This is a genomic window from Allobosea sp. UNC402CLCol, assembly GCF_000745475.1.
Taxonomy (GTDB): Bacteria; Pseudomonadota; Alphaproteobacteria; order Rhizobiales; family Beijerinckiaceae; genus Allobosea; species Allobosea spartocytisi.
Window position 1 is genome coordinate 932,328 of sequence record NZ_JQJJ01000008.1, and the last position, 20,938, is coordinate 953,265.

General features: G+C 67.3%; 19 protein-coding genes and 1 other RNA gene. 12 read left to right on the forward strand and 8 right to left on the reverse strand.

Features of this window, described 5'->3' with window-relative positions:
* The first annotated feature begins 99 nt into the window (after positions 1–99).
* Complete coding sequence (locus GY40_RS06475; protein ID WP_038359600.1) at positions 100–963, forward strand: outer membrane protein; 864 nt, start codon at positions 100–102, stop codon at positions 961–963.
* Between the two features lie 124 nt (positions 964–1,087).
* On the opposite strand, the gene gpmI is transcribed toward GY40_RS06475, so the two are convergent.
* Positions 1,088–2,602 (reverse strand): 2,3-bisphosphoglycerate-independent phosphoglycerate mutase, encoded by a 1,515-nt coding sequence (gene gpmI / locus GY40_RS06480; RefSeq protein WP_038360322.1) that lies wholly within the window; start codon positions 2,600–2,602, stop codon positions 1,088–1,090.
* A 117-nt stretch (positions 2,603–2,719) separates the two neighbouring features.
* Between gpmI and GY40_RS06485 the strand changes: the two genes are divergently transcribed.
* The 3 genes from GY40_RS06485 (at position 2,720) to GY40_RS06495 (ending at position 6,072) form a co-directional block, all read left to right on the forward strand.
* Entirely contained in the window at positions 2,720–3,490 is a 771-nt protein-coding gene (locus GY40_RS06485; RefSeq protein ID WP_038359602.1) for a haloacid dehalogenase type II, read from the forward strand.
* A complete protein-coding gene (locus GY40_RS06490) occupies positions 3,487–4,173 on the forward strand; it encodes a glutathione S-transferase family protein (RefSeq protein ID WP_038359604.1) in 687 nt (228 codons plus the stop codon). The genes GY40_RS06485 and GY40_RS06490 overlap by 4 nt, the downstream gene beginning before the upstream one ends.
* Positions 4,174–4,398: 225 nt before the next feature.
* Positions 4,399–6,072 (forward strand): formate--tetrahydrofolate ligase, encoded by a 1,674-nt coding sequence (locus GY40_RS06495; RefSeq protein ID WP_038359606.1) that lies wholly within the window; start codon positions 4,399–4,401, stop codon positions 6,070–6,072.
* A gap of 127 nt (positions 6,073–6,199) precedes the next feature.
* Here GY40_RS06495 and GY40_RS06500 read toward each other — a convergent pair whose 3' ends face one another.
* Positions 6,200–7,237, reverse strand: a complete 1,038-nt coding sequence (locus GY40_RS06500) for an L-idonate 5-dehydrogenase (protein ID WP_038359609.1) — start codon at positions 7,235–7,237, stop codon at positions 6,200–6,202.
* 136 nt (positions 7,238–7,373) lie between these two features.
* On the opposite strand from GY40_RS06500, the gene GY40_RS06505 reads away from it, so the two are divergent.
* On the forward strand, positions 7,374–8,141 hold the full coding sequence (locus GY40_RS06505) for an SDR family NAD(P)-dependent oxidoreductase (RefSeq protein ID WP_156115886.1): 768 nt from the start codon (positions 7,374–7,376) through the stop codon (positions 8,139–8,141).
* Positions 8,142–8,268: 127 nt separating this feature from the next.
* Here the strand turns inward: GY40_RS06505 and glmM are convergent, their stop codons facing one another.
* The 4 genes from glmM to ybgF all read right to left on the reverse strand — a co-directional run bounded on the left by glmM (position 8,269) and on the right by ybgF (position 13,970).
* On the reverse strand, positions 8,269–9,612 hold the full coding sequence (gene glmM, locus GY40_RS06510) for a phosphoglucosamine mutase (protein WP_038359611.1): 1,344 nt from the start codon (positions 9,610–9,612) through the stop codon (positions 8,269–8,271).
* Positions 9,613–9,954: 342 nt separating this feature from the next.
* On the reverse strand, positions 9,955–11,880 hold the full coding sequence (gene ftsH, locus GY40_RS06515) for an ATP-dependent zinc metalloprotease FtsH (protein ID WP_038360327.1): 1,926 nt from the start codon (positions 11,878–11,880) through the stop codon (positions 9,955–9,957).
* 123 nt (positions 11,881–12,003) lie between these two features.
* Entirely contained in the window at positions 12,004–12,996 is a 993-nt protein-coding gene (gene tilS / locus GY40_RS06520; RefSeq protein ID WP_248311100.1) for a tRNA lysidine(34) synthetase TilS, read from the reverse strand.
* A 59-nt stretch (positions 12,997–13,055) separates the two neighbouring features.
* Positions 13,056–13,970 carry a tol-pal system protein YbgF gene (gene ybgF / locus GY40_RS06525; RefSeq protein WP_051987575.1) on the reverse strand — a complete coding sequence of 305 codons (915 nt, stop codon included), beginning with the start codon at positions 13,968–13,970 and terminating at the stop codon, positions 13,056–13,058.
* A 159-nt stretch (positions 13,971–14,129) separates the two neighbouring features.
* Between ybgF and ssrS the strand changes: the two genes are divergently transcribed.
* From ssrS to GY40_RS06535, 3 genes are all read left to right on the forward strand, one after another.
* Positions 14,130–14,286: non-coding RNA, 6S RNA (gene ssrS, locus GY40_RS26965), on the forward strand.
* A gap of 6 nt (positions 14,287–14,292) precedes the next feature.
* Positions 14,293–14,880, forward strand: coding sequence for a 5-formyltetrahydrofolate cyclo-ligase (locus tag GY40_RS06530; RefSeq protein WP_248311101.1), 588 nt, complete (start codon positions 14,293–14,295; stop codon positions 14,878–14,880).
* 54 nt (positions 14,881–14,934) lie between these two features.
* Entirely contained in the window at positions 14,935–15,756 is an 822-nt protein-coding gene (locus tag GY40_RS06535; protein WP_038359615.1) for a TIGR00282 family metallophosphoesterase, read from the forward strand.
* Between the two features lie 67 nt (positions 15,757–15,823).
* Here the strand turns inward: GY40_RS06535 and GY40_RS06540 are convergent, their stop codons facing one another.
* Positions 15,824–17,227 (reverse strand): globin-coupled sensor protein, encoded by a 1,404-nt coding sequence (locus GY40_RS06540; RefSeq protein WP_051987576.1) that lies wholly within the window; start codon positions 17,225–17,227, stop codon positions 15,824–15,826.
* Positions 17,228–17,454: 227 nt separating this feature from the next.
* On the opposite strand from GY40_RS06540, the gene GY40_RS06545 reads away from it, so the two are divergent.
* On the forward strand, positions 17,455–18,201 hold the full coding sequence (locus GY40_RS06545) for a YebC/PmpR family DNA-binding transcriptional regulator (RefSeq protein WP_038359618.1): 747 nt from the start codon (positions 17,455–17,457) through the stop codon (positions 18,199–18,201).
* Positions 18,202–18,332: 131 nt separating this feature from the next.
* Here the strand turns inward: GY40_RS06545 and GY40_RS06550 are convergent, their stop codons facing one another.
* Positions 18,333–19,112, reverse strand: a complete 780-nt coding sequence (locus GY40_RS06550) for a sulfite exporter TauE/SafE family protein (protein WP_038359620.1) — start codon at positions 19,110–19,112, stop codon at positions 18,333–18,335.
* A gap of 154 nt (positions 19,113–19,266) precedes the next feature.
* On the opposite strand from GY40_RS06550, the gene ruvC reads away from it, so the two are divergent.
* Genes ruvC through GY40_RS26490 form a run of 3 tightly spaced genes read left to right on the forward strand, consistent with a single transcriptional unit; the run spans position 19,267 to position 20,917 of the window.
* Positions 19,267–19,782: a crossover junction endodeoxyribonuclease RuvC gene (gene ruvC / locus GY40_RS06555; RefSeq protein ID WP_038359622.1), complete on the forward strand. Its 516-nt coding sequence runs from the start codon at positions 19,267–19,269 to the stop codon at positions 19,780–19,782.
* A 23-nt stretch (positions 19,783–19,805) separates the two neighbouring features.
* On the forward strand, positions 19,806–20,423 hold the full coding sequence (gene ruvA, locus GY40_RS06560) for a Holliday junction branch migration protein RuvA (protein WP_038359624.1): 618 nt from the start codon (positions 19,806–19,808) through the stop codon (positions 20,421–20,423).
* Positions 20,420–20,917, forward strand: a complete 498-nt coding sequence (locus tag GY40_RS26490) for a hypothetical protein (RefSeq protein ID WP_051987577.1) — start codon at positions 20,420–20,422, stop codon at positions 20,915–20,917. The genes ruvA and GY40_RS26490 overlap by 4 nt, the downstream gene beginning before the upstream one ends.
* Positions 20,918–20,938: the final 21 nt, after the last annotated feature.

Here is a 20,938-nt window from a genome sequence, read left to right on the forward strand (position 1 = left end):
GGTTAAGTCTCGTTTAAGAAATCGCTGGCATGGTCCTGCGCAACGGTAACTGCGCGGGACTGCGTCCTTGTCCTTGCGCGCAACGCGAAGGATCCTGCCATGGGCAGCCTGAAATCCATTGCGCTTGGGGGCGCCCTGGCCCTCAGCGCCGCCGCGGCAGCCCATGCCGCCGACTTCCTGCCTCCCCCGCCCCCGATGGAGCCGCCGGTGCTCAAGGGCACGATCTCGAGCGGCATCTATCTGCGCGGCGATGTCGGCGTCGGCGTTCAGAGCGTCAGCAAGTACCATCAGGACGATGTCGCCGAGTTCGGCGGCAGCTTCTTCGGCAAGAGCGACAACTCCACCTTCTTCGCCGGCCTCGGCATCGGCTACCGCTTCAACAACTGGCTGCGCTTCGACGTCACCGGCGAGTATCGCGGCGCCGGCCAGATCGGGGTGAACGACATCGTCTTCAACCCCTTCAACAACGGCAACCAGACCAACACCTACAAGGGCAACCTGACCTCGCTGGTCACGCTGTTCAACGGCTACTTCGATCTCGGCACCTGGAATTGCCTGACACCCTATATCGGCGCCGGTATCGGCTTCACGCAGAACCGCATTGCGGGGCTGACCGATCAGGGGGCTCTGTTCGGCAACTTCGTCGGTCCGACGCTGGGCTATGCCAACACCGGCACCAAGACCAATGTCGCCTGGGCGCTCATGGCCGGCGTCGGCTACGAGGTGAACAAGAACCTCACCCTCGAACTGGGCTATCGCTACCTCAATCTCGGCGACGCCCAGTCGGGCCGCCTCATCAACGCCTTCACGGGCCAGATCCAGGGCCCGCTCAAGGCCAAGGACATCGACAGCCACGATTTCCGCATCGGCATGCGCTGGAACTTCGGCGACCCGAACTGCTGCGGCACACCCGAGCCCGCGCCGGTCGCCTACATGCCGCCGCCGACGGTGCGCAAATACTGAGGCTCACGGCCTTCCGACAAGCGAAACGGCGCGGATCATCTCCGCGCCGTTCTGCTTTTTGCGTCTCTTCGAGACATCTGCTCGCGCGGTCATTCCGCGCGGGCTGTGCTGGAAAAACTCCCCGTCAGCGCAGCAGCGACTGCCCGGTCATCTCGGCCGGCTGGGCGAGCCCCATCAGCGCCAGCAGCGTCGGCGCAATGTCGGCGAGCCGCCCCTCGGCCAGCGCCTTGGCCTGCCCGCCAATCAGCATCAGCGGCACCGGATTGGTGGTGTGCGCCGTGTGCGGCTTGCCGGTGACCGGATCGACCATCAATTCGGCATTGCCGTGATCGGCGGTGACGAGCAGCGCCCCGCCCTGCCGCTGCACGGCGTCCGCGATGGCGCCGAGCCCCGCATCGACCGTCTCGGCCGCCTTGATCGCCGCCGCGAGCACGCCGGTATGGCCGACCATGTCGGTATTGGCGAAGTTCAGGATGACGAGGTCGTAGCGGCCTGAATCGATCGCCTCGACCGCCTTGGCGGTCAGCTCCGGCGCCGACATTTCCGGCTGCAAATCATAAGTCGCGACCTTGGGCGACGGCACCATCACCCGGTCCTCGCCGGGATAAGGCGTCTCTTCGCCGCCATTGAAGAAATAGGTGACGTGCGGATATTTTTCCGTTTCCGCCATACGCACCTGCTTCAGCCCGGCCTTGGCGACCGTCTCGCCCAGACCGTTGGCGAGCGTCTGCGGCAGGAACAGCGCCGGCATCACTTTGTCGAGCTCGGCGCTGTAGGAGGTCATGCTGACCGCCTTGACCAGCTTCGGCACGCGCGGCCGGACGAAGCCCGCGAAATCCGGCTCCAGCACCGCGTTCAGGATTTCGCGGATGCGATCGGAGCGGAAGTTGAAGCTGAGCAGCCCGTCGCCGTCCCGCATCCCCGCATAACCGCCGATCACGGCCGGCACGATGAACTCGTCCGTGACCTTGCCGGCATAGGCGTCGGCGATGGCCGCCTGCGCATCGGGGAAGGCATTCCCCTGCCCCAGCACCATCGCGCTCCAGGCCTTCTCGACGCGCTCCCAGCGGTTGTCACGATCCATCGCGTAGTAGCGCCCGGATACGCTGGCGATGGTCGCGCCGGCCGGCAGCGCGGCCGCGAAGCTCTTCACATAATCGGCGGCCGATTGCGGCGGGGTATCGCGCCCATCGGTGAAGACATGCAGCTTCACCGGAATGCCCTGCGCCGCGACGATCTTCGCCAGCGCGACGGCATGGTCCTGATGCGCATGGACGCCGCCCGGCGAGACGAGGCCGAGCAAGTGGCAGGCGCCGCCGCTCGCCTTCAGCGCAGCGACGAGCCCGCTCTCCTCCACGGCCTTCGCGATCGAGCCATCGGCGATCGCCTGGTTGATGCGCGGCAGATCCTGCATCACCACGCGCCCGGCACCGAGATTGAGATGGCCGACCTCGGAATTGCCCATCTGCCCGGGAGGGAGACCGACATCGAGCCCCGAGGTCCGCAGGAAGGTATGCGGACTGTTCGCCCAGAAGCGATCGAAATTCGGCGTCTTCGCCAGCTTGATCGCGTTGTTCTCGGCATCCTCGCGCCAGCCCCAGCCATCGAGGATCATCAACATCACGGGACGAGGCGGCATCGGCTTGACCTTCGGCATTCAGGAAAAGGTGCTGGTGCGGATACCATGTGCTGCGCCGCCGATGCGAGTGCTAAGAAGGCGAACGATCAGAGACCTAGCCCCGGACGGAGGATGTCCATGCCGATCAAGGCCCTGGTTTTCGACGCTTATGGAACGCTGTTCGACGTCCAGTCCGTCGCCGCCGTCACCGAGGCCGCTTTCCCCGGCCATGGCGCGACCATCACCCAGATCTGGCGATTGAAGCAGCTCGAATACACCTGGCTGCGCGCGCTGATGGGTCGCTACGAGGATTTCTGGACGGTCACGACCGAATCCCTCGACTTCACCTTGAAAACACTGGGCCTCACCGCGACGCCCGCATTCCTGGCGGAGATCGCCGGCGCCTATGACGGGCTTGCGCTCTATCCCGAGGCGCGTGCCGCGCTGCAAGGGCTCGCCTCCTACCGGCTCGCCATCTTCTCGAACGGCAGCCCGGCCATGCTGAAGCGCCTCGTCGCCCACGCCGGCATCGGCGAGTTCCTGGAGACCGTCATCAGCGTCGACGAGATCGGCGTCTACAAGCCCGATCCGCGCGGCTATGCCCATGTCGAGAAGCGGCTCGGCCTCTCGCGCGACGAGATCCTCTTCGTCTCCTCCAACGGCTTCGACATCGCCGGCGCCAAGGCCCATGGCTTCACGGTCGCGCGCATCGAACGCGTGCCGGCCGCGGCCTTGCGGGTCGAGATCGAGGCGACCGGCACGATCGACCCGAAGCTGATGTTCAAGGCGCTGCGCCTGCAGCCGGAACAGCTTGGCTTCCATGCGGATGTGACGATTGCCGCGCTGACCGATCTCGTCTCCTATGCCGCGATCCGTAACCTGCCCGGACCAAGCGGGAGCCTGCCATGATCAAGCTTTACTACCACCCCTCGCCGAACCCGGCGAAGATCGCGCTCTTCCTCGAGGAAGCCGGCCTGCCCTACGAGATGGTCCCGGTCGACACCCGCAAGGGCGACCAGTTCAAGCCGGACTTCCTCGCCATCAACCCCAACGCCAAGACGCCGGCGCTGACCGATGGCGACGTCACCGTCTTCGATTCCAACGCGATCCTGCTCTATCTCGCCGAGAAGACCGGAAAGTTCCTGCCGCAGGATACGCCGAAGGCGCGTGGCGAGATGCTGTCCTGGCTGATGTTCGTCGCCACCGGCATCGGGCCCTATTGCGGTCAGGCCGTGCATTTCAGCCGCTTCGCCCCCGAGAAGATCCCTTATGCGATCAACCGCTACGCCCGCGAGGCCGAGCGTCACTGGGGCATCATCGACGAGCGGCTGAAGACCCGGCGCTATATGCTCGGCGAGGACTACACGCTGATCGACATGTCGGTCTGGGGCTGGGCGACGCGGCTTTCCTTCGCCGTCGGGGAGGATTGGGCGACGATGTTCCCGAACGTGAAGCGCCACACCGACGAGATCTCGGCACGGCCGGCCGCCCAGCGCGCCATGGCGCTGAAGGACCAGTTCGCCTTCAAGACCGAGGTCGATGCGGACGCCCGCAAATTCCTCTTCCCGCAGAACGCGCGTCTGGCGGGGTGAGCTTGTTCGTCATGGTCGGGCTTGACCCGACCCTCTCTAAAGCCAGCTAGCCAATCCCGAGATTCTCGGGTCGGCGCACGGCGCCGCCCGAGCATGACGCAGGACACAGCGCCTCCGCTGTGCATCACCCTTTGAAAACGCTGGCAGCGCCCAGCATTTCCGGCCAGTGTCTCGACGCCCCGCCCCCGGGAGGCGCGCGGGCCAGCACAGTCTCCGAGAGGACGGATGCCCACCGATATCGAGATCGCGCGCGCCGCGACGCTTCAACCTGTTGGCGCCATTGCCGAGCAAGCCGGCATCCGCGCGGAAGCGCTCCACCCCTACGGCAAGTTCATCGCCAAGATCGACACCGATGCGATTCCCGGCTTCCATGACAAGCCGGACGGCAAGCTGATCCTCGTCACCGCGATCAGCCCGACGCCGGCGGGAGAAGGCAAGACCACCACCACGGTCGGCCTCGGCGACGGGCTGACGCGCATCGGCAAGAAGACGATGATCGCGCTGCGCGAGCCCTCGCTGGGCCCCAGCTTCGGCATGAAGGGCGGCGCCGCCGGCGGCGGCTATGCCCAGGTCGTGCCGATGGAGCAGATCAACCTGCATTTCACCGGCGATTTCCACGCCATCACCAGCGCCCACAACCTGCTCGCCGCGATGGTCGACAACCATGTCTACTGGGGCAATGGGCTCGGCTTCGATACCCGCACGATCACCTGGCGCCGCGTGCTCGACATGAACGACCGCGCCTTGCGTTCGATCGTCTCCTCGCTCGGCGGCAACGGCAACGGCTTCCCGCGCGAGGACGGCTTCGACATCACCGTCGCCTCGGAGGTGATGGCAATCTTCTGCCTGGCCCGTGATTCCGCCGATCTGGAGGAGCGCCTCGGCCGCATCGTTGTGGGCCGCACCCGCGACAAGCGCCTGATCACCGCCGCCGATCTCAAGGCGACCGGCGCGATGAGCGTGCTGCTCAAGGACGCGCTGATGCCGAACCTGGTACAGACGCTGGAGGGCACCCCGGCCTTCGTCCATGGCGGCCCCTTCGCCAACATCGCCCATGGCTGCAATTCGGTGATCGCGACCCGCGCGGCGTTGAAGCTGGGCGATTACGTCGTCACCGAGGCCGGCTTCGGCGCCGATCTCGGCGCGGAAAAGTTCTTCGACATCAAATGCCGCGAGGCCGGGCTGAAACCGGCCGTCGCCGTCGTCGTCGCCACCGTCCGCGCCCTCAAGATGCATGGCGGCGTAGCAAAGGACGCGCTCGGGCAGGAGAATCTCAAGGCGCTCGAAGCCGGGCTCGCCAATCTCACCCGCCATGTCGGCAACATCCGCAAGTTCGGCGTGCCGCCGATCGTCGCGATCAACCACTTCGCGACCGATACCGCCGCCGAGCACGAACTCATCCGCAATTACTGCCGCAACCATCTCGGCGTCGAGGCGGTGATCTGCCGCCACTGGGCGCAAGGCGGCGCCGGCGCGGAGGAACTCGCCCACAAGGTCGCCGCGCTCGCGGATGAGGGCGAGGCCGATTTCGCCCCGCTCTACCCGGACGCCATGCCGCTGCGCGAGAAGCTGGAGACGGTGGCGCGCGAGATCTACGGTGCGGCCGGCATCAGCCTCGACGCCAAGCTCGCGGCGCGCTTCGCCGATCTCGAGGCCGCCGGCTTCGGCGACCTGCCGATCTGCGTCGCCAAAACCCAGTATTCCTTCTCGGCTGACCCGACGCTCCGCGGCGCGCCCTCCGGCCACATCGTCCCCTTGCGGGAACTCAGGCTCTCGGCCGGCGCCGGCTTCGTCGTCGCGATCTGCGGGGACATCATGACCATGCCCGGCCTGCCGCGCGAACCCGCCGCCGAACGCATCCACATCGACGCGCAGGGGCATATCGAAGGGTTGTTCTAGGAGCGCTTCCAGCCGTCATGCTCGGGCTTGCCCCGAGCATCTCTCGCCGAAGAAGGCTCTGGCATTATCTCGTCCGGAGATTCTCGGGTCCGCTGAGGCGGCCCGAGAATGACGAGCCAGCTACAACTCAAGCGAAGTCGAGCTGCACCTTGATCGCCTTCGCCTTGTCGGCGGCGAGGTCGAAGGCCTCGACGGCGCGGTCGACGGGAAGCGTCGCCGTCAGCAGCGGCGAGAGGTCGATATTGCCCGAACCGATCATCGCCACCGCCCAGTCGAACTCCTCATGGAAGCGGAAGGAGCCGCGCAGGTCGAACTCCTTGGCGACGACCACGTTCATCGGCAGGGTGAACTGACCGCCGACGCCGATCTGCACGATGGTGCCACCCGAGCGCACCGCGTCGAAAGCCCCGGTCAGCGCATGCTGGTTTCCCGACGCTTCGAACATCACGTCGAAGGCGCCCTTTTCCGCCCCGTATTCCTCCTTCAGCCGGTCCGGTTCGGCCATGACGTTGATCGCCGCCGTCGCGCCCATCTTGCGCGCCACCGGCAGCGGCCCGTCCACCACGTCGGTGGCAACGATCTCCGAAGCGCCCGCCGCCTTCGCCGCGACGATGGTGAGCGCGCCGATCGGCCCCGCCCCCGTTACCAGCACGCGCTTGCCGAGCAGCGGTCCGGCGCGCTTGGCGGCGTGGAGACAGACCGAAAGCGGCTCGGCGAAAGCGGCCTGCGCCGCGGTGACGCCCGGCGCCACCTTCACCGCCTGCCGCTCCTCGACCACGAGCACGTCGCGAAAGCCGCCCTGCACATGCGGGAAGCGCATCGCCGAACCATAGAACAGCATGTCGGTGCAGTGCTGCTGCAGCCCCATCTGGCAATAGCGGCAATGGCCGCAGGCGCGGCTCGGATTGACCGCGACCCGGTCGCCCGGCTTCACCCGCGAGACCTCGCCGCCGACGGCCTCAACCCGGCCGGCGATCTCGTGGCCCAGGATCAGAGGCTCGCGCACGCGGATCGTGCCGAAGCCGCCATGCAGGTAGTAATGCAGGTCCGAGCCGCAGATGCCGCCGGCTTCCATCCGCACGCGCACGTCGCGCGGCCCCAGCTCCGGCGCGGTCGTCTGCTCGACGCGCAGATCCTTCTCGGCATGGATGACGACGGCACGCATGGCGGCTTCTCCTCAAATGGCGCGAGACAAGCTTAGCCGCGCCGTTGTCTAATCGTTTGAAAACTGCTTACCCAACGACGCGCCACCGGCGCAAACGAAACCGACGCCGGGCTCCGGCATTTTGCGAGGATACGCCATGTCGCTGTCGCTGTTCAGCCTGGAAGGCAAGGTCGCGCTGGTCACCGGCTCGGGCCAGGGCATCGGGCTCGCCCTGGCGGAGGGCCTCTCGGAAGCCGGCGCCCATGTCGTGCTGAACGGCCGCGACAAGACGAAGCTCGAACGGGCGCAGCAGACGCTGACCACGGCCGGCCGCAAGGCTTCCATCGCGCCCTTCGATGTCACCGACCAGAAGGCCGTCGAGGCCGGAATCGCCATGATCGAGGCTGAGATCGGCCCGATCGATATCCTCATCAACAATGCCGGCATGCAGAAGCGGGCGCCGATCACCGAATTCCCGGTCGAGGGCTGGCATGAGGTGATGAACACCAATCTGCATTCGGTGTTCTACGTCACCCAAGCCGTGGCGAAGCGGATGCTGCCCCGTAAACGCGGCAAGATCATCAGCATCGGTTCGGTGATGAGCGAGCTCGGCCGCGCCACCATCATCCCCTACACGGCGTCGAAGGGCGCGGTGAAGATGATGACGCGGGGGCTCGCCGCCGAGCTCGGCAAGCACAACATCCAGGCCAACGCCATCGGCCCCGGCTATTTCACCACCGAGATCAACCAGGCGCTGCTCGCCGACGAAGCCTTCACCAGCTGGGTCTGCAGCCGCACGCCGGCCGGGCGCTGGGGCGAGACGAAGGAGCTGGTCGGCGCCGCGATCTTCCTGTCCTCGGCGGCTTCCGACTACGTCAACGGCCACCTGCTGATGGTCGATGGCGGGCTGACCGCTGTAGTGTAAGGACACCGCCGCCGTCATTCTCGGGCGAAGCGAAGCGCAGACCCGAGAATCTCGTGCCGGAATAACCGTCGGAGCCTCCTTCGGCAGGAGATGCTCGGATCAAGCCCGAGCATGACGCGCGCTCTTCTCAGGCCGCGGCCTTCGTCACCGCATCGACGACATCGTCGACCGCGCGCTCGACCAGATCGCGGTCGTCGCCCTCGGCCATCACACGGATCACCGGCTCGGTGCCGGAGGGCCGGATCACCAGGCGCCCGCTTTCGCCAAGCAACTGCTTCGCCGCCTCGATCGCGCTCATCACCGCCTGCTGCTCCAGCGGCTTGCCGGTCTTGTAGCGCACATTCTTGAGGATCTGCGGCAGCGGCTCGAAGCAGTGGCAGACCTCCGAGACCGGCTTGTCCATCCGCTTCACCACCGCGAGCAGTTGCAGCGCTGCGACGAGCCCGTCCCCGGTCGTGCCGAAATCCGAGAGGATGATATGGCCGGACTGCTCGCCGCCGAGGTTGAAGCCGTGATTGCGCATATGCTCCAGCACATAGCGGTCCCCGACCGCGGTGCGCGCCAGCGACAGGCCTAAGCCCGCCAGATAGCGCTCCAGCCCCAGATTGGACATCACCGTCGCGACGATGCCCGGCGCCGAGAGCCGGCCATCCTCCAGCCAGGAGCGCGCGATCACAGCCATGAGCTGGTCGCCATCGACGACCTGGCCATGCTCGTCCACCACCAGCACGCGGTCGGCGTCGCCGTCGAGTGCGATGCCGACATCGGCGCGCATCTCCTTGACCTTGCTGACCAGGGTGGACGGATGGGTCGAGCCGATCTCCCGGTTGATATTGAAGCCGTCGGGCTCGACGCCGATGGTGATGACCTCTGCACCCAGCTCCCAGAGCGCCTGCGGCGCCACCTTGTAGGCGGCGCCATTGGCGCAATCGAGCACGATGCGCAGGCCTTCCAGGCTCAGATTGCGCGGCAGCGTCCGCTTGGCGAATTCGACATAGCGCGCATCGGCGCTGTCGATGCGCTTGGCCCGGCCGAGCATCGGCGAAGTCGCCAGGCGCGGGCCGAGATCGGCGTCGATCAGCGCCTCGATCTCGCGTTCGACATCGTCGTTGAGCTTGTAGCCGTCGGGCCCGAACAGCTTGATGCCGTTATCCTCATAGGCGTTGTGCGAGGCCGAGATCATCACGCCGAGATCGGCACGCATCGAGCGTGTCAGCATGGCGACGGCCGGCGTCGGCATCGGGCCGAGCAGCATGACGTCCATGCCGACCGCGGTGAAGCCGGCCACCATGGCATATTCGATCATATAGCCCGACAGACGGGTATCCTTGCCGATCACCACCCGGTGGCGGTGCTCGCCGCGGCGGAAGGCGAGGCCGGTGGCCTGCCCGACCCTCAGGGCGAGGTCGGGCGTGATGACGCCGTTCGCCCGCCCACGAATGCCGTCCGTTCCGAAATATTTGCGCGTCATTGCCAATCGCTTCCGAGAGGGCGCCAGCGCCCTGAATTTGCGTTCTTCTATAGCCAAAAAACCTTTCCGCCTTCTCACAAAATATGACGGAGCGTGACAGGGACGCGGCCCCGCATAGCCCCGCTCTCATCATTCAGGCCCTGTCCTCCCGGGGGCAGCGAAGCGGAGACCCGGGATCCGTGCCGGCATGTTTCCGAAATGCGCTCTGGCATGGATCCCGGATCGGCGCCGCCAGGGGCGGCTTGTCCGGGATGACGGCGCGGAAGCGGAACGGAGGCGATCTCCCACCACACATGAAAAAGGCGGCCCGAAGGCCGCCTTTTTCATTCCAGTCGAACCGCCTCACGCCTGCGGTTGCGGCTCCAGCCCGGCATCGGGTTCGCCGCGCTTGCGGCCCTTGCCGGCGCTCGGCACGGCCGAGCCGCGCGGGGCGTGCGGCGTGTCGTCAGCGTCGCGCACCGGGCGCTTACCGGCGATCAGGTCGCGAATTTCCTCGCCCGTCAGCGTCTCGAATTCGAGCAGCGCCTCGGCCACCGAGACGAACTCGTCATGGTGCTCGGTGAGGATGGCCTTGGCGTCCTGGTAGCCGTTGTCGACGAGGCGCTTGACCTCGGCGTCGATCTTCTGGGCAGTCGCCTCGGAGACCGCCTGGCTACGGCCCATCGACATGCCGAGGAAGACCTCTTCCTGATTGTCGCCATAGGCGACCATGCCGAGTTCGTCAGAATAGCCCATCTGCGTGACCATGGCCTTGGCCATCTTGGTCGCCTGCTGGATGTCGCCGGTGGCGCCCGAGGTGACGTTCTCGCGTCCGAAGGTCATCTCCTCCGCCACGCGCCCGCCCATGGCGACCGCGAGCTGCGAGGTGAACTCCTTGAACTTCATCGAGTAGCGGTCGCCCTCCGGCAGGAACTTGACCATTCCGAGCGCACGGCCGCGCGGGATGATCGTCGCCTTGTGAACGGGGATACCGGCGGGAACATAGAGGCCGACGATGGCGTGACCGGCCTCGTGATAGGCGGTCAGCTTCTTCTCTTCCTCGGACATGGCCATGGACTTGCGCTCGGCGCCCATCATGACCTTGTCCTTGGCGTCCTCGAACTCGGCATGGGTGACCATGCGCTTGCCGCGGCGGGCTGCCAGCAATGCCGCCTCGTTGACGAGGTTCATCAGGTCCGCGCCGGAGAAGCCGGGCGTGCCGCGGGCGAGGATCTTGAGGTCGACATCCGGCGCCATCGGCACCTTGCGGACATGGACGCGCAGGATCTTCTCGCGGCCAGCGACGTCCGGGTTCGGAACGACGATCTGGCGGTCGAAGCGGCCTGGACGCAGCAGGGCGGGATCGAGCACGTCGGGACGGTTGGTCGCGGCGATGATGATGACGCCTTCGTTCGGCTCGAAGCCGTCCATCTCGACAAGGAGCTGGTTCAGCGTCTGCTCGCGCTCGTCATTGCCGCCGCCGAGGCCGGCACCGCGATGGCGGCCGACCGCGTCGATTTCGTCGATGAAGATGATGCAGGGGGCGTTCTTCTTGGCCTGCTCGAACATGTCGCGCACACGGCTCGCGCCGACGCCGACGAACATCTCGACGAAGTCGGAGCCCGAGATCGTGAAGAACGGCACATTGGCCTCGCCCGCGACGGCACGCGCCGTGAGGGTCTTACCCGTACCGGGAGGGCCGACGAGCAGCACGCCGCGCGGAATGCGCCCGCCCAGCCGCTGGAATTTCTGCGGATCGCGCAGGAACTCGACGATCTCCTGGAGGTCTTCCTTGGCCTCGTCGATGCCGGCGACGTCCTCGAAGGTGACGCGGCCATGCGCCTCGGTCAGGAGCTTCGCCTTGGACTTGCCGAAGCCCATCGCCCGGCCGGCGCCGTTCTGCATCTGGCGGGACATGAAGATCCACAGGCCGATGAAGATGACGAAGGGCAGCGAGTTGACCAGCAGCGCCATGAACCAGGGCGTGCCCTCGGAAGGAGCGCGGGCCGAAACCGTCACGCCCTTCTGGGCCAGCGTCTTCAGCAGGTTCGGGTCGCCATAGGGCGCATAGGTCACGAAGTTGCGACCATCCGAGAAGGTGCCGGAGATTTCCTGGCCCGCGACCACGACGCTCGAGATGCGCCCGGAATCGGACTCGTTGATCAGTTGGCTGTAGGGAATCTCGTTGGTGTTCGAGCGTTGGCTCGGACTCTGGAACAGCGTCACCAACGCCAGGACCAGCAGGAAGATCACCACCCAGAGGGCGAAATTGCGAAAATTCGGATTCATCACCAGTCCGATCGGGCCTGCCGGGACCAACCGGATAAGGCCTGGTTTCACTTAACAGGCAATCTAGGTGCGACATGCGTCCTTGCCAAGGGAAACGCACGCAAAACGCGCGACGCCACGTTACTATGATGTCGCAGGGTGAACACCGCGTCTGCGCGGCCCCTCCCGCCGCAAGCTCAGCACGCCGTTCCGGTCGAGCGACAGGATGCATCCGGAGAACGTCCGCTTTGTGGCGGACCCCGCACGCGATGCGGCGAGCAGCGCCGCTGCGCAGGCCTCCAGCCGCTCCAGCCGCCCATAGCTCTCGACGCCTTGCGTCATTTCCGCCAGCGCAAGCGCCAGCACGCGCAGGACGATCTCCTCCGGCTCTTCGGCAAGCTGCCGGAAGCCGAGCCGCCGCTCCTCCCCCACGGTGACCGGGAGCCACCGCTGCGCCAGCACATCCGCCGCCCGGCGTGCCACGGCATCTTCCTGCCGGGCCATGCGCTCCGCAAGCAATCCGAGCCGCGCCGCATCGAGGCCGTGTTCCGCGAGCGACGGCGCCAATTCGCGCCAGCGCACCCGCTCGAAACGCGAATCGGCATTGCTGGGATCGCGGACGAAGGGCAGGCCCCGTGCCTCGGCGGTGGCGATCAACCGCGATTTCGCGAGGCCCAGCAGTGGCCGGACGATCGCGACCGCGCCTCGCAAGCTGCGCGGGCGCATGCCGACGAGCCCCGCCGGCCCCGAACCATGGGCGATCCGCATCAGCAGCGTCTCGGCCTGGTCGTCGAGCGTATGCGCCGTGACGATGGCCGCGTTGCCGCGCCGCAACGCTTCCTCCGCGAGGAGGTCGTAGCGAGCCTGCCGCGCGGCGGCCTGCAGGCCGTTGGCGGGCTTCGGCCCGGCCCAGCGCAGGATTCTGTGTGCGACGCCCAGCCGCCCGCAAAGCCTCGCGACCGCCTCGGCCTCGCCGGCGGCCTCCGGCCGCAAGCCGTGATCGACCGTCGCGGCCTGGAGGGAGGGACGCCCCGGCAGCTTCGCCCAATCCGCCAGCAGCGCCAGCACAGCAACGGAATCGGGCCCGCCCGAGACGGCGACGAGCAGCCCCGGCTCATCTGCCAGAGGCTCGAACAAGGCACAGGCCTCGGCAGCCGAGACCGGCGCCGCCGAAGGATCGAGAGGGAGAACCGCGCTCAAGCGCAGCCGGAACGGCGGCGCTCGCGCTCGACCGCCTGCCGCACGGCACTGGAGGCCTGCGGATAATCCACGCCGACCTTGGCATAGGTGGCGCAGGCCTGCTCCTTGGCGCCGAGCCCGTTCAGCGCCATGCCGAGCCTGAGCAGGCTGTCGGGCGCCTTGCCGGCGCGCGGCGATTCCTTGGAAATCTTCAGGAACTGCTCCGCCGCCTCGCGATAACGCTGGCGCTGCATGTAGCTCTCGCCGAGCCAGAAGGTCGCGTCGGTGGCGAGCCGGTCACGCGGATAGCTCTGCAGGAACTGGCGAAAGCCCATCTCGGCCTGCTCGTATTCGCGGCGCTGGAACGCCGCATAGGCGCCGTCATAGGCTTCCTTGGCCGTGGCCGGACCGCTCGCGGCAGCGACGCTCTGGCCGCGCGGGACGCCCGGAGCCGCCCCGCCCTGCTGGACCGGGCGCCCGACGCCTTGCAGATCGAGCGGCTGGCCCGTCGCCGGACCTCCGGAATACTCGTCCTCGATGATGCCGGCGATGCCGCCGCCAAGCTGTTGGGGGGCCCCGGCCGCACCCTGCTGGGTCGTCGGGTCGAAGGCATCGCCGCGGCGCTGGCGCTGCGGCGTCCCGCCGGCGGGAGGCGTGGCGGAGGGACGCGCACCGCCCTTTTCGTTCAGGCGGAAATCGACATCCTGCTGAAAGCGGCTGAGCTGGTCGCTCAGGCGCTTGTTCTCGAACTGGAGCTGCTCGATCTGTCCGGCCATCTGGCGGAGCTGGTTTTCGAGCCGGGTGGTGCGCACCAGCAGATCGGCGGCATCCTGCGCCGAAGCCGGCAGGGCCGCTCCGAAAAGCCCCGCAGCGAGCGCGAGCGCCGGCAATGCCGGACGGGCGAGGAGGCGGGCAAGGGAAAAGCCAGGCATCTGAAAAACCGGTTCCTTAACTGAAACTGTCGCGCATCTCTTATATCACTCACGCACCACGGCCAAAATATGAACAACTTCATGAACCGCCTGCGAAATTCGGCTGGCGCCGGCAAAACGCCTCTGGCGCTTTGCCGGCGCGTTGCCTACATTGGTTGGGCGGGGCTGCCTGGTGCGTGCGAGACAGCATTCCCCGGGCCCATACGACTCCCTAGGGAGCTGTCCCTGACCGGGTCCCTGGATCCGGACACACGGCGCCCACCTACTTCTGTAGGTGTCCCGGGATTCAAAACTCCACGGCCGAGGTGGCTCCGCAGCCTTTATGACCAGCATGGCGTCCGAGACCCTTCCCCAGCCTTCCGCCGTCAAGGCAGCACTACGCGCGTCGGCGCTCGCCCGGCGTGATGCGCTCGAAATCGACGACCGCCTCGAATGGGACCCCGACATCGCGGAACGGACGCTGGCTTTGCCGTTCTGGAATGCAGACGGCCCGGTTTCTGCCTATTGGCCGATGCGCTCGGAGGCCGATCCACGCCCGGTCCTGGAAGAGCTGCACCGGCGCGGCCTGCCGCTCTGCCTGCCCGCGATCGTCGCCGGGCGCATGATCTTCCGCCGATGGGCGCCCTATGAGCCGATCGTTCCGGGCGGTTTCGGCACGCTCGTTCCGTCCCCGCAGCAGCCCGAGATCGCGCCGCGCATCCTGATCGTGCCGCTGGCCGCCTTCGACCGGCGCGGCTACCGCATCGGCTACGGCCGGGGCTATTACGATCGCGCGCTGGCCGAGCTCGGCCCGACCGTCAGCATCGGCATCGCCTATGCGGCGCAGGAGATCGAAGCCGTGCCCGACCAACCGCACGACCGGCGCCTCGACTGGATCGTGACCGAGCGCGAAACCATCCGCTGCGGTTGATTCCGCCGGGCTTTCGGGCCACGGAGGAAGCATCACAGCCTGCGGACCGGTTTCATGCGTCTTCTCTTCCTCGGTGACATCGTCGGCCGCCCGGGCCGGATTGCGGTGCAGGAGCGCCTGCCTGCCCTGCGCGAAGCCTGGAAGCTCGACTGCGTCGTCATCAACGGCGAGAACTCCGCCGGCGGCTTCGGCATCACCGAGGCGATCTGCGATGAGATCCTCGCCGCCGGCGCCGATGTGATCACGCTGGGCAACCATTCCTGGGACCAGCGCGAGGCCCTCGTCTTCATCAACAGGCAGGACAGGCTGATCCGCCCGGCCAATTATCCGCCCGGCACGCCCGGCCGTGGCGCCACGGTCGTCGAAGCCCGCAACGGCGCCCGGGTGCTCGTCGTCAACGTCATGGGCCGGCTCTTCATGGACCCGCTGGACGACCCCTTCGCCGCCGTCGAGCGCGAGCTTGCCGCTTGCCCGCTCGGCGAGGTCGCGGATGCCGTCATCGTCGATGTTCATGCCGAGGCGACGAGCGAGAAACAGGCCATGGCCTATTTCCTCGATGGCCGCGCCAGCCTCGTGGTGGGTACCCATACCCACGCTCCGACCTCGGACACGCGCATCCTGCCGGCCGGAACCGCCTATCAATCCGATGCCGGCATGTGCGGCGACTATGATTCCGTGCTCGGCATGCAGAAGGACGAGCCGGTGCGCCGCTTCCTGCAGAAGGTGCCGGGCGCGCGACTGGAGCCGGCCACCGGCGAAGGCACGCTCTCGGGCATCGCCGTCGAGATCGACGACGCGACCGGGCTGGCCAAAGCCACTTGGGCGGTCCGCATCGGCCCGCATCTGAGCGAGGCCCTGCCCGGCTGGGCCGCCTGAGCCAAGGCCCGCTCGGTTAGATCGCCGCGCGTCCCAGCGGACCCATGAGCGGCGATCTATCTGCTTGTCATTGCAACCTATGATTCCGGAAAGCCGGCTCCGCTTTCCGGTCGGAAGCGACGGCGCGGGACTGCCGGATCAAGGTCTCGAAGGCCTCGCTCATGCCGGCCGCGTGCCGGGAGAGCGCGCCGGCGACACCCAGCACCTCGGAGACGGCATTGCCCGCCTCCTGCGCCCGCGTGCTCAGCTTGCCGATCGCATCGGCATTCGCCTCCGTGCCCACCGCGGCCTGATGCGCGCTGCGGGCGATCTCCTGCGTCGCAGCCCGCTGCTCGTCGATGCTGGCGGCGACGACCGAGGCGATCCCGCTGACCTGGCTGACGAAGGCGACGATGCGTTCGAGCGCCGCGACCGCCTCGCGAGTCGCCGCCTGCATCGCCGGCACCTGCGCGGCGATCTCGCCTGTCGCCTGCGCCGTCCGGGCCGACAATTGCTTCACCTCCGTCGCGACGACGGCGAAGCCGCGCCCGGCCTCGCCGGCGCGCGCCGCCTCGATCGTGGCGTTGAGGGCGAGCAGATTGGTCTGGCTCGCGATCATCTGGATCAGCTCCACGACCGAGCCGATCGTGTTGGCCGAACGCGACAGGCTCTGGACGATCGCATCCGTCTGCTGCGCGGCCGCATCCGCCTCATGGGCCAGTTCCGAGGCGCGGACGACCTCCGCCGCGACATGGTCGAGCGAGATCGACAGCTCGTTCGTGGCCGCCGCGACATTGCTGACATTGCTCGACGCGTCGTCCGCGGTCCGCACGGCCATGAAAGCCTGCGCGCTGGTCTCGCCGACGACGGCCTCCATGGTGGCGGCCAGGCTCTCGACCTTCACCGCGCCCGAGCCCACGGCACTCACGACATCGCGGACCGTGCCCTCGAAGGCTTCGATCTGCCGGCGCGTCGCGTCACCGCGGTCCTGCTCGACCAGCGCATAGGTTTCGAGGAGGAGCTCGAGATCGAACTGGGCGGCCTTGGACAGGGCCGCACGCGTGGCGATCCCGGTATCGAGGCGCGCACGGCGCCAGCGCCCGCTCAGGCTCGTCAATCTGCGCTGGTCGAGCCCGAGTTCGGCGATCAGGGCGTTGACCACGATGCCGTGGCAGATGACGACCGCATAGATCGGGACGCCATGCTCGTGGAAAGCCGTCGCCAGGCTGCGGGCCGACTCCGTGAACCCTTCACCGAAATCGCCCGAGGCCAACCGGATCCAATGCGCCAGCCGTCGCTCGTGAACCTGCGGCTGGCTCAGCGCCTTGGCGATCTCAGGCCAGGGCGCGAACTGTTCGTGCAGTTGCGGCAATAGCGAGGGCAGGCGTGCGCGCGCGAAACCCGCCAGCGCCCCCAGCAGCGCCAGGTCGCGCTCCGAGATCTGGAAGGCGCGAAAACGGTGCTCCTGCCCGGCGATCGTTTTGGTGGTCAAGATGTCACTCGGGATGGCGGGAGCGGTAGCGGGGCGCGGGTCGATACTGCCCTGAATGCTGCGCTTGCACGGTAAAGATTCATCTAATGGCAGGCTCGGACAGGGCCGCATCCCGCTTGCCTGCGGGCAAATCCGCCGCCTATAAGGCCGCTTTGCTGGATCACTGGGCTGGAACGCCGCCCGGACCAGGCGCGTTACGGATCAATCGCAGAAGGCAACGGAAGCCCATGGCCGGCCATTCACAGTTCAAGAACATCATGCACCGCAAGGGCAAGCAGGACGCGGTGCGTTCCAAGCTGTTCTCGAAACTGGCCCGCGAAATCACCGTCGCCGCCAAGATGGGCATGCCGGATCCCAACATGAACCCGCGCCTGCGCATGGCCGTGCTCGCCGCCCGGGCCGAGAACATGCCGAAGGACAATATCCAGCGCGCCATCAACAAGGCGGCCGGCGGCGAAGGCGACAATTATGACGAGGTCCGCTACGAGGGCTACGGCCCGGGCGGCGCAGCCGTCATCGTCGAGGCGCTGACCGACAACCGCAACCGCACGGCTTCCGCCGTGCGCTCCTACTTCACCAAGTCGGGCGGCGCGCTCGGCGAAAGCAACTCCGTCTCCTTCATGTTCAACCGCGTCGGCGAGATCAGCTATCCGCCGGAGGCCGGCGACGCCGACACCGTGATGGAAGCGGCGATCGAGGCCGGCGCCGACGACGTGATCTCGGACGAGAACGGCCACACCATCCTCTGCGCCTTCGACGCCCTGAACGAGGTCTCCAAGGCCCTCGAAGCCGCGCTCGGCGCGCCGGCTTCGGCGAAGCCCGTCTGGCGGCCGACGACCTCGGCCCCGCTCGACGAGGAGAAGGCCGCCTCGATGATGCGATTGATGGAAGCCCTCGACAACGACGACGACGTCCAGAACGTCTTCGCCAATTTCGAGATCGCCGACGACATCATGGCCAAGCTCAGCGCCTGAGGGGAGCCGGCTCGCTTCACGGCGTCATTCTCGGGCGAAGCGAAGCGCAGACCCGAGAATCCCGGGCCGAAAGAGGCTCTGGAGCCTCCCTTTCGATGAGATGCTCGGGGCGAGCCCGAGCATGACGCCCCTCAGCGCCCGATCATCGCATCCCAGAGCGGCAGGCTGACCAGGGCGCTGAGGAAGATCACCAGATAGGCGCCGCGCCGGAAGCTCGCCTCCGAGGCGAGGCGGAAGCCATGCACGCCGCCCCAGAAGCCGATCGCGTAGACGGCGAAAAGCGGCACCGCCGTCAGCAGCGCCTGTAGGGTGAGGATGCCTTTCCACCACAGCACCGCGCCGCTGATGAAGGTCGAGATCCCGAAAAAGGTCTGCAGGTTGGCGCGCGTCTTGTGGCGGTCGTTGCGCTGCGCGCCGAGCCAGAACACGGCGAGCGGCATCCCGCCGATCGAGGCCATGCCGTTGCACAAGCCGGAGAGCGCGCCGACGCCGAGCGAGAGCGAGACGGTCGGCCGCCCGTGATAGCGCCAGCCCGAGGCCATCAGCCCGACGGCCGCCAGCACCAGCAGCGCCAGCACCCAGCGCATCGTTTCGCGATCGAGCCAGGTGAGCAGCCAGACGCCGGCCGGCAAGGCGAGCGTCGCGGTCACGAGCAGCGGCACGATCTCCCGCCATTCGGCCTGTTTCGCGCTCCGGGCAGCGACCGGCAGGGCCACGGGCAGGTCGATGAACCAGATCAGCCCCAGCGCCGCGACCGGCCCCAGCACCACCGAGGCGAGCGGCATGAACACCATCGCGAAGCCGAAGCCGGTGAAGCCGCGCACCAGCCCCCCCAGCAATGTGGCGGCGAGGAGAACGACGACGCCGTCGCCGGCGAGAGCCGGAAAGAACAGGTTTTGTAGGCCGGACATCACGGGAGAAATGCGAGGAGGGAAACGAACTGCACCATGTCCTTGCCCGGCCGGAAAAGGAAATCGTCCTTTCTGATGTGTCCGATGAGGAGAATTCATCCATGCCGGCGCGTCGCATGGGACAAATCCGAAACACCCGCTAGTTTGAGGCACCATGGCACCTCCGATTCGCATCCTCGGCATCGATCCCGGCCTCCGGAAGACCGGCTGGGGGATCGTCATATCGGAGGGCAGCAAGCTCTCCTTCGTCGCCTGCGGCTGTATCGAGAGCGATGGCGCGCTGCCGCTCGGCGACCGGCTGCGGCAGCTTCACGAAGGCATCGGCAAGGTGATCGCCGCCCACAGGCCGCATGAGGCGGCGGTGGAGGAGACCTTCGTCAACCGCGACCCGCAATCGGCGCTGAAACTCGGACAGGCCCGCGGCATCGCGCTGGTGGTGCCATCGCTGGCGGGGCTGAGCGTGGCGGAATATGCGGCGAACCTCGTCAAGAAGACCGTGGTCGGCGTCGGCCATGCCGACAAGAAGCAGGTGCAGGCGATGATCCGCGTGCTGCTGCCCAAGGCCGAGACCAGCTCCGCCGACGCGGCGGATGCGCTGGCCGTCGCGATCTGCCATGCCCAGCATCGCGGCATGAGGGCCCTGGTCGCGCAGATGCGCGCGGCGGGCTGAATGACGGCCGGGGAATCCACACGATGATCGGCAAGCTCAAGGGCCTGATCGACTCCTATGGCGAGGATCACGTCATCATCGACGTGCAGGGCGTCGGCTATGTCGTGCAATGCTCCTCGCGCACGCTCCAGCGGCTTCCCAAGCCCGGCGAGGCGGCCGTGCTCTCGATCGAGACCCATGTCCGCGAGGATGCGATCCGCCTCTACGGCTTCATGTCCGATGTCGAGCGCGACTGGTTCCGGCTGATGCAGGTGGTGCAGGGCGTCGGTGCCAAGGTCGCGCTCGCCATCCTCTCGACGCTCGACCCCGGCGGCCTCGCCACCGCCATCGCCACCAATGACAAGGCGGCCATCGCCCGCGCGCCGGGCGTCGGCCCCAAGCTGGCGCAGCGCCTCTGCGCCGAGCTGAAGGACAAGGCGCCGGCCTTCGGCCATGTCGATCCGAGTCTCGCCCAGCTCTCCGGCGCGCTCGAGGACAGGAAGCTGCCCCAGCCCGTGGCCGATGCCGTCTCGGCGCTGGCCAATCTCGGCTACCCGCAGGCCCAGGCCATCGCCGCGATCGCCGCGGCGGCGAAGGAGGCCGGGGACGGCGCCGGCACCGCCCAGCTCATCAAGCTCGGCCTGAAGGAGCTGGCGAAGTGAGCCCGGCCGGCGAGCCGGACGATCTCGAACTGCGCGTCGTCACCGACAAGGGCGAACTGCTCAAGATCATGATGGTGGCCTGGGGCTCGCACCGCATGATGATCGACCTCCACGTCTATGACGTGGCCGAGATCGACGCCCTCGGCCTCTACGAGCCGAACGGGCGTACCGCCGCGCTGGCGAGCTGGACGATCCGGGGCGAGACGGCCTATCTCTGCGCCTTGCATTCGCTGAGACCCGGCGAAGGCGTCGCCATCCGGATGCTCGATGCGGTGATCGCGGCCGCGAGAGCGGCGGGGGCGAAACGGCTCAAGGCCATGCTGACCAACGACAACATGCCGGGCCTCGTCTTCTATCAGCGGCGCGGCTTTCGGCTGTCCGGGCTTTATCTCGACGCGATCGACGCCTATCGCTCCGTCGTGCCGACCATCATCAAGACGGGATACAAGGACATTCCGATCCACGACGCCATCGAGCTGGAGATCGCACTGTGAGCGAACCCAAGCGCTCCGGGC